General features: G+C 59.8%; 12 protein-coding genes. 3 read left to right on the forward strand and 9 right to left on the reverse strand.

All coding sequences use genetic code 11. The features are described 5' to 3' along the window. Positions 1-33: 33 nt before the first annotated feature. Positions 34-747 (reverse strand): hypothetical protein, encoded by a 714-nt coding sequence (locus tag C7H09_RS02700; RefSeq protein WP_165794769.1) that lies wholly within the window; start codon positions 745-747, stop codon positions 34-36. Positions 748-923: 176 nt separating this feature from the next. Further along, on the reverse strand, positions 924-1,436 hold the full coding sequence (locus C7H09_RS02705) for a lipocalin family protein (RefSeq protein WP_106761095.1): 513 nt from the start codon (positions 1,434-1,436) through the stop codon (positions 924-926). Between the two features lie 129 nt (positions 1,437-1,565). Between C7H09_RS02705 and C7H09_RS02710 the strand changes: the two genes are divergently transcribed. After that, positions 1,566-1,937, forward strand: coding sequence for a VOC family protein (locus C7H09_RS02710; RefSeq protein WP_014420015.1), 372 nt, complete (start codon positions 1,566-1,568; stop codon positions 1,935-1,937). 43 nt (positions 1,938-1,980) lie between these two features. On the opposite strand, the gene C7H09_RS02715 is transcribed toward C7H09_RS02710, so the two are convergent. The 7 genes from C7H09_RS02715 to C7H09_RS02745 form a co-directional block, all read right to left on the reverse strand. Next, positions 1,981-3,102 carry an ABC transporter permease gene (locus C7H09_RS02715; protein WP_106761096.1) on the reverse strand — a complete coding sequence of 374 codons (1,122 nt, stop codon included), beginning with the start codon at positions 3,100-3,102 and terminating at the stop codon, positions 1,981-1,983. 1 nt (position 3,103) lies between these two features. Continuing rightward, positions 3,104-5,833 (reverse strand): ribosome-associated ATPase/putative transporter RbbA, encoded by a 2,730-nt coding sequence (rbbA, locus tag C7H09_RS02720; RefSeq protein ID WP_106761097.1) that lies wholly within the window; start codon positions 5,831-5,833, stop codon positions 3,104-3,106. Then, positions 5,826-6,824 carry an HlyD family secretion protein gene (locus tag C7H09_RS02725; protein ID WP_106761098.1) on the reverse strand — a complete coding sequence of 333 codons (999 nt, stop codon included), beginning with the start codon at positions 6,822-6,824 and terminating at the stop codon, positions 5,826-5,828. The genes rbbA and C7H09_RS02725 overlap by 8 nt, the downstream gene beginning before the upstream one ends. Positions 6,825-6,945: 121 nt before the next feature. After that, positions 6,946-7,338 carry a globin domain-containing protein gene (locus C7H09_RS02730; RefSeq protein WP_106761099.1) on the reverse strand — a complete coding sequence of 131 codons (393 nt, stop codon included), beginning with the start codon at positions 7,336-7,338 and terminating at the stop codon, positions 6,946-6,948. Positions 7,339-7,496: 158 nt separating this feature from the next. Then, complete coding sequence (locus tag C7H09_RS02735; protein ID WP_106761100.1) at positions 7,497-9,752, reverse strand: ATP-dependent DNA helicase; 2,256 nt, start codon at positions 9,750-9,752, stop codon at positions 7,497-7,499. Beyond that, complete coding sequence (locus tag C7H09_RS02740) at positions 9,749-11,443, reverse strand: VRR-NUC domain-containing protein (RefSeq protein WP_106761101.1); 1,695 nt, start codon at positions 11,441-11,443, stop codon at positions 9,749-9,751. The genes C7H09_RS02735 and C7H09_RS02740 overlap by 4 nt, the downstream gene beginning before the upstream one ends. Before the next feature lie 11 nt (positions 11,444-11,454). Next, complete coding sequence (locus tag C7H09_RS02745; RefSeq protein ID WP_106761102.1) at positions 11,455-11,895, reverse strand: DUF4864 domain-containing protein; 441 nt, start codon at positions 11,893-11,895, stop codon at positions 11,455-11,457. 251 nt (positions 11,896-12,146) lie between these two features. Here C7H09_RS02745 and C7H09_RS02750 point away from each other — a divergent pair, with 251 nt between their 5' ends. Continuing rightward, a complete protein-coding gene (locus C7H09_RS02750; RefSeq protein WP_206074251.1) occupies positions 12,147-12,662 on the forward strand; it encodes a hypothetical protein in 516 nt (171 codons plus the stop codon). A gap of 15 nt (positions 12,663-12,677) precedes the next feature. Continuing rightward, positions 12,678-12,905 carry a hypothetical protein gene (locus C7H09_RS02755; protein WP_106761103.1) on the forward strand — a complete coding sequence of 76 codons (228 nt, stop codon included), beginning with the start codon at positions 12,678-12,680 and terminating at the stop codon, positions 12,903-12,905. The last annotated feature ends 6 nt before the right edge of the window (positions 12,906-12,911 follow it).

Genomic DNA, 12,911 nt, shown 5'->3' on the forward strand with positions numbered 1-12,911 from the left:
ATCAGGATGTTGTTGTCGACTAATAATCTCAAATCAGCCTCTCAGGTCCCTGGCTACTCCATGCGGGTCTTCCATGTCCGCCCATCTCAAACCACCAATCGACTGAAGCCTGGAAACCACATCACTTACCTTGGCGGTATCCAGCTCCTGGAATGATTCAACTTTGAGCTTCTTGAGCTTCCACGTTCCTTCAGGCGAACGCTCCCAGATACCGGGACCGCTCACTCTCACCTGCTTGAACAGCAGAGCTGAGAGCCGCTGAGCCATCTCGGTACTGGCCTCGCAATACAGAGTCTCACCACTGGCTCCCTCAAGTCGAACCGGGACCGTTTCATCTTTACCACCAACCAGATACAGGCGGCCCTGGACGGATCCAGACTTGTTGACCACTAGCGGCTTTTCATCGTCTGGCCGCTTTCTGAACCGCAAAACCGGCGCGTCCGCGTTGTCCAAAATCGCACCCCCTGTGCCGTCTTCATCCATGAGTTGTTGCAGAGCTCGGTAGGCAGATCGCTGCTTTTTCGCACCCATGCCATTCGGAACTTCCCGCACGTGGGTGAGAACCTTTTGATAGTGGAGGTCCTCAATATTCACGTTCAGCATTGCGCTGCCTTTACTAACCGCAGAAAAATGCACATGCTCTACCTCCCCAAGCATGTCAGAGAGATGGGCCAGATACTGCCCCAACCGCTTCATAGGAAGCGTCTCCGGGCTGCAGTCATTTAACTTCAGGGTTAGCTTTTTCATAATGGTGATTATAGAAGGCTGGCAGTCCACTTGCTACCGAACGCAATATGGAACGAGTAAGTCGGTATTCGCTGACCTGAAGGACAACTACCGCGTTGCCAAAAGCCTATGCACAGGGGCTGGAAAAAACCCGGAAGCAACCGTTGCTGCATTGTTCAACTACTATGTTGATCGCCTCACTGCTCCACCACAATCAACTCCCCAAGCTCAAACCCCTCCGCCTCGGCCCGGGCCTTGAACGCCTCCAGCACCTCGTCGCTCACCTCCGGCGTGCGCGACATCAGCCACAGGTAATCCCGGTTGTAGCTGGTCAGGTAAGCCGTGGTGTAGTCTTCATCCAGCCCGAACACCACGTAAGAGCCATAGAAAGGCCCGAAGAAGGACACTTTCAGGTGGCCCACATCACTGTCACCGACAAACTTTGCCCGGCCTTCGGCCTCTTCCCATTCGCCTTTTTCTTCGTTATAGCCCCTGTTGATAACTTTGACGCTACCGTCGTCGTTCAGGGTGTATTCGGCGGTAACCTGGCTCAGGCCCTCTTCGAACGAGTGATCCAACCGGGCGATCTCGTACCAGGTGCCCAGGTAGCGCTGCTGGTCAAAACCGGTCACTGGTTCAATGCCCTTGGGCACACCGGTGCAGCCCGTCATCAGAAACAGTAACGCGATTACAGCCAATCCAGTCTTCATGACAAACTCCCAAAGAACCGTCGTGAACCAACCTTAGCAAAGCCACAGGCAAAGATCGTCGAACAGGTGTTAAGCTCTAAAACACCCTGGCGCTCGTATACCCAGCGCTAACCAACCAAGGAGTCGAATATGATCGGATACGTCACACTCGGAGTCAGCGATATGGGCCGGGCCAAGCAGTTCTATACGGAGCTGCTGGCAGATCTGGGCGCCAAGGTGCTGATGGACATGGAGCGAATTGCGTTTATTGGCAAGAGCATGGGCGCCCCCATGCTGGCCGTCTGCACCCCGTTCAATGGTGAACCCAATCATCCCGGCAACGGCAACATGGTGGCCATCCCGGCGGGCTCCAAAGAAGCCGTGGATAAGTTTTACCACAAGGCCATTGAACTGGGCGCCACCTGCGATGGCGAACCGGGGCAGCGCATTCCGGACATGTTCTACGGTGCCTATGTGCGCGATCCGGACGGTAACAAGCTGGCGTTCTTCGAATTCGGCTAAGCGTCAACCGCCACCACCCCGGTTGGGTGGTGGCCTTACCGGCTTACACCGAGAGATGGCGACGGAAGAGTAACAACGCCGCCGTGAAGAACACCCCGCCAATGGCCATCAGGGCCAGCATCTGTGGCCAAACCACCTCCAGCCCCGCACCCCGGTACAGAATGGCCTGAGCCATGCTGACAAAGTGGGTGGTGGGCGCCGCCAGCATCAGATCCTGCACCAGCTGGGGCATGCTTTCCCGGGGCGTGATACCGCCCGACAACAGCTGCAAGGGCAGGATGGTGAGAATCAGCAGCAGGCCAAACTGGGGCATGGTTCGGGCCACGGTGCCGATCAAAATGCCTATGGCGGTGGTGGAAAACAGGTGAATCAGGGCGCCGAGCAGAAACAGCAACACCGACCCTGCCACCGGCACCTGTAGCCAACCCTGGATCACCAGCGTTATCGACAGCGCCGCGGCCAGCAGCACTACCAGACCATTGGCCCACACCTTGGACGCCATGATTTCAAAAGGCCGCAACGGCATCACCATCAGATGCTCCACAGTGCCGTGCTCCCGCTCCCGGATCAGTGCGGCCCCGGTAAGAATGATGCTGATCAGGGTCACCTGGGTAATCAGCTCCATGACACCGCCAAACCAGGTTCCGTCCAGATTGGGGTTGTAACTTACCCGGGTGACCAGCTCGATCGGTAGCCCGGTGCTGGCAGAGCTACCCGGTTGCAGAAACTCCGCCACTTCCGCCATCGCAAAGCGCTGAATGTAATTGGTGCCAATAAAGGCCTGGCTCATGCGGGTGGCGTCGATGTTCAGCTGCAACGCCACCGGGTTGCCCTGCCGGACATCCCGCTCAAAGCCTTCGGGGATCACCAGGGCAAAGGTATGGCTGCCCTTGTCCAGCAGGTCGTCAATGTCGCCGTAGGCCACCAGATCCGGCGTCAGAAACCATGGCTGCTGGAGCGAATTGATGATGCGGCCGGACAACACCGTCTGATCTTCGTCCACCACGGCGATCGGTGCGTTGTGAAGCTCCATGGAGCCGGCGGAACCTGCGGTGTAGATCATCACCGTAAACGCCACCAGCACAAACACCATCAATGCCTTGTCCTGCCACAGGCTGCGCAGTTCCTTGATGCCGAGGTGCCAGATGTTGCGTAAGGATTTCATGTCAGCGCCCCTGTTTTCTGAGCAGCGCCACCGCCATTACGGTCAGCACCGGAACGAACGCCGCCAGGGCCAGGAACGCGCCCTGCATATCCGCCAGCGACAGGCCTTTGGTAAACACGCCACGGCTGATCTGCAGGAACCAGGTCGCCGGCCAGAGCGGACCGATCAACGCGCCTGCACCGCTCAGGGACGACACCGGTTCGGTCAGGCCGGAAAACTGTACGGTCGGCAGTATGGTGAGAATCGCAGTGGCCGCCAGGGCGGCAATCTGGGTCGAGGCAAAGGTCGACATTACCTGACCGAGGGCCGTGGTGGCGGTCACAAAGAGCAGGGCGCCGAAGGTGAGCGTCAGCAGGCTGCCTTTGATCGCGACATCAAACACGTACACCGCCAGCAAGACCAGGCTCACGTAGCTGATCATGCTGAACGCGATGTAAGGCAACTGTTTGCCCAGCAAGAATTCCACACGGGTAACCGGAGTGACGTACAGGTTGGTGATGGAGCCCAGTTCCTTTTCCCGAACGATGCCCAGGGCCATCAGAATGGCGGGGATGAAGATCAGCAGAATGGGGATAACCGCTGGCACCATCGCATCCAGGCTCCGGAAGCCCTGGTTGTAGCGATACCGATCCTCCAGTGTGACCAGTGTCAGCGTGGGTACCACGCCAAGAGTGCGCTGGGCCAGCTCCGTCAGGTAACTGATGTGCATGCCTTCAACGTAACCCAGGATGGTCTCGCCCCGGAAGGGCATGGCACCATCCACCCAAACCGCCATTTCCGTCGGTCGTCCCCGTTTCAGGTCTTTGCCAAAGCCTGGAGGAATCTCGATCGCCAGGCTCAGCTCGCCGGAGCGCATGCGTTGTTCCAGCTCCTGGATATTCTGCAACTCCGGTTGTTGCAGGAAATACCGGGAGCCGGACACCGCCGCAATGTAATCCCGGCTCTGGGGTGTCTGGTCCCGATCCAGCACGGCGAACGACAGGTCTTCGACATCCAGGGTAATGCCGTAACCCAGGATCAGCATCAACAACGCAGAACCGATAAAGGCGAAGGCCATTCGAATGGGGTCCCGCAACAGTTCCCTCGCTTCCCGGGTGGCGTAAGCAAGCAAGCGCCGGGGACTGAACACGGTCGGCCGGTCACCATGGCTGGCGGGCTCCAGAGCCAGTTGGTCGGCGCCGGTCTCCGGCTCTTTATCCACCGCTTCCAGGGTTTTCATGAACGCGCCTTCCAGGCTGTCGGTGCCGGAGGCTTCAACCAGTCGATCGGGCGTATCGCAAGCCAATACTTCGCCCGCGTGCATGAGCGAAATCCGGTCGCAGCGCTCACCCTCGTTCATGAAATGGGTGGAGATAAAAATGGTCACGCCATCTTCCCGGGACAGGCGCATCAACAATTGCCAGAACCGGTTGCGGGCCGCCGGGTCGACGCCTGAGGTAGGTTCATCCAGGATCAGCAATTCGGGCTCGTGCACCACGGCCACGGCCAGGGACAGCCGCTGGCGAACCCCAAGTGGCAGGGCGCCTGCTCGCTGGTCCAGTACATCTTCAAGACCGAACTCCCGAACCAGCACCGAAATACGCTCCGGTATTCTGGTGTCCGGCAGGTGAAACAGCCGGGCATGCAGATCCAGATTCTGGCGCACGGTGAGTTCGCCATAGAGCGAAAAGGCCTGGGACATGTAGCCCACCTTCTGCCGGGTAGCCAGGTCTTTGGCATCCAGTGGTTCACCGAACAGCCGGACTTCGCCTTCTGTTGGGGTCAGCAACCCGGTGAGCATTTTCATGGTGGTGGTCTTGCCACAACCGTTGGATCCCAGAAAACCGAAGATCTCGCCTTTCGGGATGGAAAAGCTGACGTTACGAACCGCCGTAAAGCTGCCAAACCGCAGGGTCAGATGCTCAGCCTCAATGGCCGGCGTCTGGTTTTCCCCGATTGGCTCTCGCTGCGCAGCATTGGCTGTATCGCCGCTTTCCTGCTCCTGTCGGTTTTCGGGTAACAGTGCGATGAAGGCATCGTCCAGCGTCTCGGTATTGGTCTGCTCACGGAGTTCTGCCGGTGAGCCTGTGGCCAGTACCTTGCCCTCGTCCATGGCCACCAGCCAGTCGTAACGCTCGGCTTCTTCCATATAGGCCGTGGCCACCAACACGCTCATACCGCTGCGTTGCCGGCGAATGGTATCGATCAGGTCCCAGAAACGCCTGCGGGAGAGCGGGTCCACGCCGGTGGTGGGTTCATCCAGAATCAGCAGATCGGGGCTGTGGATAAGGGCACAGCACAGCCCCAGCTTCTGTTTCATACCGCCGGACAGCTTGCCGGCGGGACGATCCCGGAAGCGCAACAAGCCAGTGGCTTCCAGCAACCGGTCAATCTGATCCTTCCTGGTGGGGCCTCGCAAACCAAACAGATCGGCGAAGAAGGCGATGTTCTCGTCCACCGTCAGCGTATGGTAGAGATTACCGCCCAGGCCCTGGGGCATATAGGCAATGCGGGGGGCGACCCGGTTACGAAACCGCTGGCTGCGCATATCGCCGCCAAGCACCTGCAACTCGCCGGCCTGCAACTCACGGGCACCGGCAAGCAGGCCCAACAGTGTGGATTTGCCCACCCCGTCCGGGCCGATCAGCCCAACCATGCAGCCAGACGGAAACGCCAGGGTGATATCAGACAGCGCATCGGTTTCCCCGTAGCGATGGCTGACTCCCTCCAGCCGGGCCACGGTCTCAGTCATTGGGCAAAGCCACTTTCAAGCTCTCGGGCCAGGGCTGGCCCTCATCCAGTCGAACGGAGGCTTCGCCGGGTACGCCGGTTTTCACCCGGTCCCGATAGGCTTTGAGCAACTCCGGATCAATCCGGATACGAACCCGGAACATCAGCTTCTCCCGCTCGCTGCGGGTTTCCACAGACTTCGGCGTGAACTGGGCTTCGGCGGCGACGAAGCTGACTTCCGCTGGCACCACATAGTCCGGCAGGGCATCAAGAACGATCCGGGCTTCAGAGCCAACCCGGACTTTGCCCGCCTGGGCTGTGGGCAGGAAGATGGTCATATATACGTCGGTGACATCCAGCACGGTGGCCACTTTGCCACCGGCGGCCAGCACTTCTCCCGGCTCCGCCAGCCGATACAGAACCCGCCCACCCACCGGCGTGGTCAACTGACTGTCATCAATATTGGTCTGGATACGGCGGACACTGGCTTTGGCGGCTTCGATACTGGCATCGGCAGACGCCACTTGCACTCTGGCGGCCTGCAATGCCGCCTCGGCGGTTTCCGCCGCGGTACGGGCGCGGTCCAACTGCTCCTGAGAGGCATGGCCCCGATCGGCCAGCGATTCAATACGGGCCAGTTCGGCTTGGGCATACCGACGCTCGCTTTCCCGTTGGGCCACCACGGCCTCGGCCAGTCTCCGGCTCTGCTCGGCCTGGTGCAAACTGGCTTGCGCCGCTGCCAGGCTGGCCTCAAGTTCGTCGGTATCCATCACAGCCAGCAACATGCCGGCTTCAACCATGTCTCCCTCGCGGACTTCGAAGGATTCCAGGCGCCCGGGTATTCGGGTGGCAATGTCGACTTCGGTGGCTTCAATACGGCCGTTACCGGAGCCAATATGCTCTGGCAGCTCATCGCCCTTCGGCATCAGATACCAGGCGGCAACGGCAATCAATGCCACAATCAGCACAACAAGAAGAAGTTTGGATGCGGTTTTGGCGCTGCTATCGGCCATGTGTCGTCCTTGAGGGGAAGAAGATGTTTGACAAGGGAAGTGTAGAGCAGAAGTGTGACGTTTAGGCTGACGGGGATCAAGATAGCTTCCAATCTATCCCGCCCGTCAGCTTGCCACTAACTCAGTATACGCCGCGGATCAGCTCGATACCCGGCTTAAGTACTTCACGCCAGGCCTGCTGTAGCTCCGGCGTCCACTCCGGGTCGTGGGCCCGCACGGTTTTCAGCAGGGATTGCTCCCACAGGTCGTACCATTCCGGTTTGATGTCGTAGTTGTGGCGGTTATGGCTTTCGCCCAGGTCCCGCAGCTTGCGATCAGACATACCCCGGGCCACCAGGATGATCTGCATTACACCGTTGCGAAGCAGGTGGCGCTGGGCGGCCATGTCGGTGTCGACAAAGCGGTTGCGAATGGCGTCAGAACTGGACATGAAGAAGTCGTAGAAATCCACGAAGAATTCATCTTTGCGGCAGCATCGACCATAACTCTGAAAAACCAGGTCAGTATTGTTCATTTGCAATGGGTGTCCTTGAAACGGGCGGAATGATGTGATGATGGCGCGCATTCTAAGCTTGCGACCGAATATAGCCATAGCGGCATCCCGCTACTACCAATGGCTGTACCAATGGCTGCGACAAAATGCCGCCACAGCAGGGGGCTCAGGGCAGGCGATCAGTGGCTGTCGGAAAACCACCAGCGAGGGAGCAGGCGGTTAACGCCAGATTGCAGAAAACGGTCATCAATCAGCCAGATTACGCCCCGGTCGTCCGGGGTGCGGATCACCCGGCCGGCGGCCTGGGCCACTTTCTGCAGGCCGGGGATCAGGTAGGTGTAGTTATAGCCTTCGCCAAATCGTTGTTGCAGGCGCTCTTTGAGGATTTCATGCCAGGCATCAAACGGTGGCAGGCCCAGGGTGGCCACGAAGGCGCCGATCAGCTGGTCGCCGGGCAGGTCGATACCCTCACTGAACACGCCGCCGAGTACTGCGAAGGCAACTGAGCCTTCCGGTTTCTGGAATTCTGCCAGGAACTGCCGGCGCTGCTCCGGGCTCATGCCCGGCTTTTGCGAACGTTGGGGGATGTCCGGTGCCTGTTCTGCCAGCGTATCGCTCACTTCTTTGGCGTATTTGAAGCTGCTGAAGAACGCCAGGTAATGGCCGGGCCGTTCCCGGTACTGTTTGGCGATCAGTTCGGCGATGGGGTGCAGGCTGGCTTCACGATGCACCTGCCGGGTGCTGATGCCGGGCGTGAATTCAACCTTCAGTTGCTCCGCGCTGAACGGGCTGGGCAGGGAGGTGAAGCGGGTGTCTTCCGGCAAACCAAGCAAGTCCCGGTAATAAACGCCGGGGCTGAGGGTGGCGGAAAACAACAGCACCGAGTGGGCGGCCCTGAAGCGCTCGGTGAGGAAATCCGCCGGGATCAGGTTCTGGAGGGTCAGGCTGGCCCGGCCTCGGCCGCTGCGCTGGAATTCGCACAGGGAATGATCGCCAAAGCCGTCCGCCAATTTCATAAAGGCCACGCTTTCGAACAAGACTTCCTGCAGGGCGAGGTCTGGCGGGTTGTCGGCCAGGTAATCGGTAATCACCGACACCATGGCCTGCAACGCGCCCAGCAATTGCGCCGGCAGGGTGGCCAGGAACACCGGCTGCGCCTGTTCGCCATGGTCCCGAATCAGCGCCTGCCAGGCCCGGGCAGTGCGGTCCAGAGCTGCTTTTACCGGTTTCGGGGCGGTCTTCTTCAGTTTCAATAACCGCTGTTGTTCCAACTGCACCGAGTACATGCCCCGGGCACGATCCACCAGGTTGTGAGCTTCGTCCACCAGCACGCTGGCCTGCCAGTTGTTCTGACGGATCAGGCCGTGGAGCAACGCAGATTGATCAAACAGGCGGTTGACGTCGCCCACCACCAAGTCACTCCAACGGGCCATTTCCTGGGCCAGAAAGTAGGGACATATGTCGTGACCTGCCGCGATTGTCGCCAAATTCTGCTGATTTAACGGTTCTTTGCTCTGCACCGCCTCGGCCCGGGCATCCGGCAGGCGGTCGAAAAACCCTTTCGCCAGCGGGCAGGACTCGCCGTGGCAGGCTTTGTCCGGGTGTTCACAGGCATCGTCTTTGGCCACCAGTTCGAGGGTACGCAAGGGAAAGGCCTGCAACTCATCCTGGGCCTGACGCAACTTATCCACAGCCTCCAGCGCCAGCTGCCGGGCGGTGTTGCGGCAGGTCAGGTAGAACAGCCGGTCCTGCCGGGCGGCGGGCAGGGCCATCAGCGCCGGAAACAAGGTGCCCAGGGTCTTGCCCAGGCCGGTGGGTGCTTCCAGCAACAGGGTGCCGCCCCGGACTGCGTTTTTATACACCGTTTCCGCCAGGTGGCGCTGCCGGGGCCGAAAATCCGGGAAGGGAAAGCACAGGTTGGCCAGCAAGGCGTTGCGCTGTTCCCGATGGTGTTCCTCCTGCTCGGCCCAGGCCCGGTAACTCTGGCAGAGCTTTTCCAGGCCCTGCCAGAGTTCATCGGCGCTGGCAGTTTCAGTGAAGGTGGTTTCTTTATCCCGGCTGGCGTCGTAGTACACCAGTGCCAGTTCCAGCTTCTTGCGTTTTTCCTGGCGGCACAACAAAGCTCCATAGGCCCGTAACTGGGCCAGATGCAGGGCCCGCTGATGGGGCCGAATGCGGGACACATCGCCCCGGTGTGTCTTGATCTCTTCCAGCCGGTTTTTATAAGGATGGTAGCCATCCGCTCTACCGGAAAGCTCTAATCCCAGGCAACTCCCGGTCAGTGAATACTCGCTTTTGTAGCCGTAGCCACGCCGGGCCTGCAACGCCTGGTGACCGGCAATGCCTTCCTCAGCACTGGGTGCCGGGGTGTAGCGGAAATCCAGGTCACCGGCGCGGGCGGCGAACTCGCACAGGGTACGTACCGCCACCTTCATTCGGCCACGCCTGCGCCCTCTTGCCAGCGCAGATAACACACGCTGGCGGGTATACCTTGCTTGGCAAAGAAGGTCAGCCAGCGGATCTGGTGATCCTGCAATCGGTCGCCCGGGCCTTTTACTTCAATCATTTCATAACGCCGTTCGGGGTTTTCCGCCGTTGGCAGAAAGCGGATCAGATCGGGAAAGCCGCTGCGATGCTCTTTGATGTTCTGGAGCAGCCTGCGAAAGAGGCATTCAAGGTGGTTTGCCGGAATGCAGGCCAAAGCCAGCTGCAGCAAGGGCTCGTTCAGTACCGACCAGACCACAAACGGGTTGGCGATTCCCTGTTTTGCCCGAAAGGTATCGAGTATCGGCTGGTGATGGTCGCCGGTTTGCAACAGGGTAAGGCGGGCCTCGAAGGCCGATTGCCGACGGCTGACGAAATCCTCTCGGGTGAGATCTGCGGGCCCGGTGTGGAACGGATGGAAAAAGGCCCCCGGCATCGGCTGAAAAATCACCGGCCAGCACAGCAGGCCGAACAGGCCGTTGATCAGGGTGTTCTCCACATAGAACACCGGTGCTTCCCCGCTTGTTAGGGCGTTGAGGGCCGCCAACTCGACGCTGCCCATGGTCGGTTTTGGTAGATTCAGGTGGTGTTCTCTTAATGGCAGGTTATCCACAGGCCGGGGCCGCTCGGCGCCCACTTTCGGGGCCAGCCGTTTCAATACCCGGGCCAGGCCCTGGGCCTCGGCGTCGCTCAACTCTCCGGTTTGCCATTGGCAGGCCAGTTGCCAGGCCTGTGGATATCGTTTCAACCGTTCCAGCAATCGCAGGCGCTTGAGCATCGCCTGGCGGTGGCCACTGGCGGCCCAGGCTTGCAACGCCAGTTCCGGGTCGCCCTGGCGATCGGCCTGGCGGCCCAGTTCCAGTAACAAGCGGTCACGCCGACTGCTCAGCCAGGGGTTATCCACAGGGCCGGGCACGGCCTGCCAGACTTCGCGTGGGGTTGCACCGGCATCCAGCCATTCTCGGCAATGGTGCATCTGCAGATAGCAGTCGACCTGCTCCCGGCACTGAAAGGCCCGGGCATCGGGAGTGAAGGGCACCGGTTCAAACCGTTGCAGGCCCAGTTCCACCAGTACAAAGTCGCTCCAGTTTTGGCGCAGGTTGCCGAAGAACATCAACCTTACCCGGTCGAACAAAGCCATGCCCTGCAACTGCACCACCTTCGCCTTGGGCCGGGCCAGCCATTGCTCAAGGGGTTGAGCCTTTGGGTAGAGAGGCTGGAGGCCTTCAAGCAACCGGCCTTTGGGCAGGCTGGCGGCCAGCCCCGCCTGTTGCAGAACTGGCGCCAGGCCCTGGCGCAATTCCGCCAGGGTGAACAGTCGGAATAGATCGTCCAGAGACAGCTTGGGAGATGCCTCAAGCCAGCCTTCTGCCAACAAATCGGCCAGTGCCTCGGATTCCGGGCCGCCCAATTCCGGGTACCGGAGTTTATCGGTGCGAAACAGCTCGCCGGTGCGCATCACCAGCCGGGTTAACAGCGCCCGGGCGGGCACCGACACGGTCGAGAAACCCGCCAGCCTGGCCTGTTCCTGCCGGGTCAGCAAATCCCGGTGGTGGGTCAGCACCCAGTCCACCAGGGTTTGCATGTTTTTCAGGTAGTACAACGGGTCTTGCAGGTCTGCCGTTGCCGGTCGTTTATCCATTCACAGGGCTTTCAGATTCCCGGGGCCGCCGGATGCACCCGCACCCCGGCAATTTTCCAGTCGCCTTCGATCAGCACCATGCGGTAATAGGCCTGCCAGCGTTTGCCATCTGGCCCGCGCAATTTCACCGCCTGTATCTCGAACACGCCGTGCGGCACCCTCTCGGTAAATTCAATGGCGGTGGCTTGGTGCACCGCCGGATACGCCTGGCGCACCATATCGACAAACACCTGAGCCGATTTGAAACGCCGCTTGATGCCGATGGACGCCTCTGCCCAGGCCAGTTCCCGGTCGTCGTTCGCAAAGGCTTCTATCTGGCGCAGGATAGTGTCGCGAATCTGCGCGTCCTTGTCACTGGCGGTGGCCGGTGCGGGCGGAAGAAACAGCAAGGCCAGGGCGGTGCCCAGGGCCAGCAGCAACAGTCGCGTTTTGAATGTGGTTCGGTAGCACATAGTGGCCCCCGATGTTGTTCGCTACCTAAAACTTTACGGGCAGGCGGGCACTTCAGATTCCTCTCTAAAATTCTCTCTAGATTCTTCTCTGAAAGCATAGTCCGAAGCCCAGTTGCGCGCCATTGTCAGGCGGCACGCTCTGCTGTGTCGCCGCGCCGTTCACAGCCCGTCAGTCAACAAATTTTCAGGTTGACCTTGCCAAGCCCTTCAATGATAACTATTATCATTTGCATCAAGACAAGGAGGAAGCCATGAAATTTCTGTGCCCACGTCATCGCCGGATGTTCGCCAACCTGTCCCTGAAAGAACAAAACGACCTGTGGATGTTCTGGATGGAAAATGCCTTCACTTTCTGCGAAAACCGTGACACGGAGAAAGTCATCATGGTAACCGGCAGCGCCTTTGATCTGGCCTGCCTGGCCCGCAGCCGCCATCCGAACACCATGCATGTTGAATTAACCCTGTCTGCCATTCTGCTGTGCCGGGCGCTTCGGGATAACCACGATCTGGCCGCCGCCGACGAGGTTTTGCTGCGGGCCCTGGACAGCCTGCAGTCTGTCGAGCCGGGCCAGTACAGCCCCAGCGGTGGTTACAACACCGACCAATGCATCGAAATTCTGCTGGACAGGTCTCGCCACCCCGGGTTCTTTGCCCAGTATCTGAATTGGCCCGAATTTCCATTCAGCGATGACACCAGAGCGGCCCGGCGTGCGCGCCCCCGACGCCTGCTCTGGCCAACCGGGCCAGCGCCCATGATGGTTCACTAATCGCCAGGAGGAACTATGGGAATGCTCTTCCACTGCCCGGACACCCACGCCGCCCAAAGGCTGGCAGGCACTCCACAAACGCCGCAGCCACATCCTGCACGGCTGACTATCGGTATAGATATCGACAGCCTGGCCCGACTGCTGAGAGCCCGGCAGTTGCATGTTGAAGATATTTCCTGCAACGACCCGGCCAGCAAGGCAATGATCCGTCAACTGTTGTTGGCGGTGGCACTGAACCCCTGAGCAGGC

The sequence above is a fragment of the Marinobacter fuscus genome, from assembly GCF_003007675.1.
Taxonomy (GTDB): Bacteria; Pseudomonadota; Gammaproteobacteria; order Pseudomonadales; family Oleiphilaceae; genus Marinobacter; species Marinobacter fuscus.

What these genes read in the sequence shown, in the direction of transcription:
- C7H09_RS02730 (WP_106761099.1), bottom strand. Translation starts at nt 7,338, where the DNA reads ATGAACAATACTGACCTGGTTTTTCAGAGTTATGGTCGATGCTGCCGC.
- C7H09_RS02735 (WP_106761100.1), bottom strand. Translation starts at nt 9,752, where the DNA reads ATGAAGGTGGCGGTACGTACCCTGTGCGAGTTCGCCGCCCGCGCCGGT.
- C7H09_RS02705 (WP_106761095.1), bottom strand. Translation starts at nt 1,436, where the DNA reads ATGAAGACTGGATTGGCTGTAATCGCGTTACTGTTTCTGATGACGGGC.
- C7H09_RS02750 (WP_206074251.1), top strand. Translation starts at nt 12,147, where the DNA reads ATGAAATTTCTGTGCCCACGTCATCGCCGGATGTTCGCCAACCTGTCC.
- C7H09_RS02745 (WP_106761102.1), bottom strand. Translation starts at nt 11,895, where the DNA reads ATGTGCTACCGAACCACATTCAAAACGCGACTGTTGCTGCTGGCCCTG.
- C7H09_RS02740 (WP_106761101.1), bottom strand. Translation starts at nt 11,443, where the DNA reads ATGGATAAACGACCGGCAACGGCAGACCTGCAAGACCCGTTGTACTAC.
- C7H09_RS02710 (WP_014420015.1), top strand. Translation starts at nt 1,566, where the DNA reads ATGATCGGATACGTCACACTCGGAGTCAGCGATATGGGCCGGGCCAAG.
- C7H09_RS02725 (WP_106761098.1), bottom strand. Translation starts at nt 6,824, where the DNA reads ATGGCCGATAGCAGCGCCAAAACCGCATCCAAACTTCTTCTTGTTGTG.
- C7H09_RS02700 (WP_165794769.1), bottom strand. Translation starts at nt 747, where the DNA reads ATGAAAAAGCTAACCCTGAAGTTAAATGACTGCAGCCCGGAGACGCTT.
- rbbA (WP_106761097.1), bottom strand. Translation starts at nt 5,833, where the DNA reads ATGACTGAGACCGTGGCCCGGCTGGAGGGAGTCAGCCATCGCTACGGG.
- C7H09_RS02755 (WP_106761103.1), top strand. Translation starts at nt 12,678, where the DNA reads ATGGGAATGCTCTTCCACTGCCCGGACACCCACGCCGCCCAAAGGCTG.
- C7H09_RS02715 (WP_106761096.1), bottom strand. Translation starts at nt 3,102, where the DNA reads ATGAAATCCTTACGCAACATCTGGCACCTCGGCATCAAGGAACTGCGC.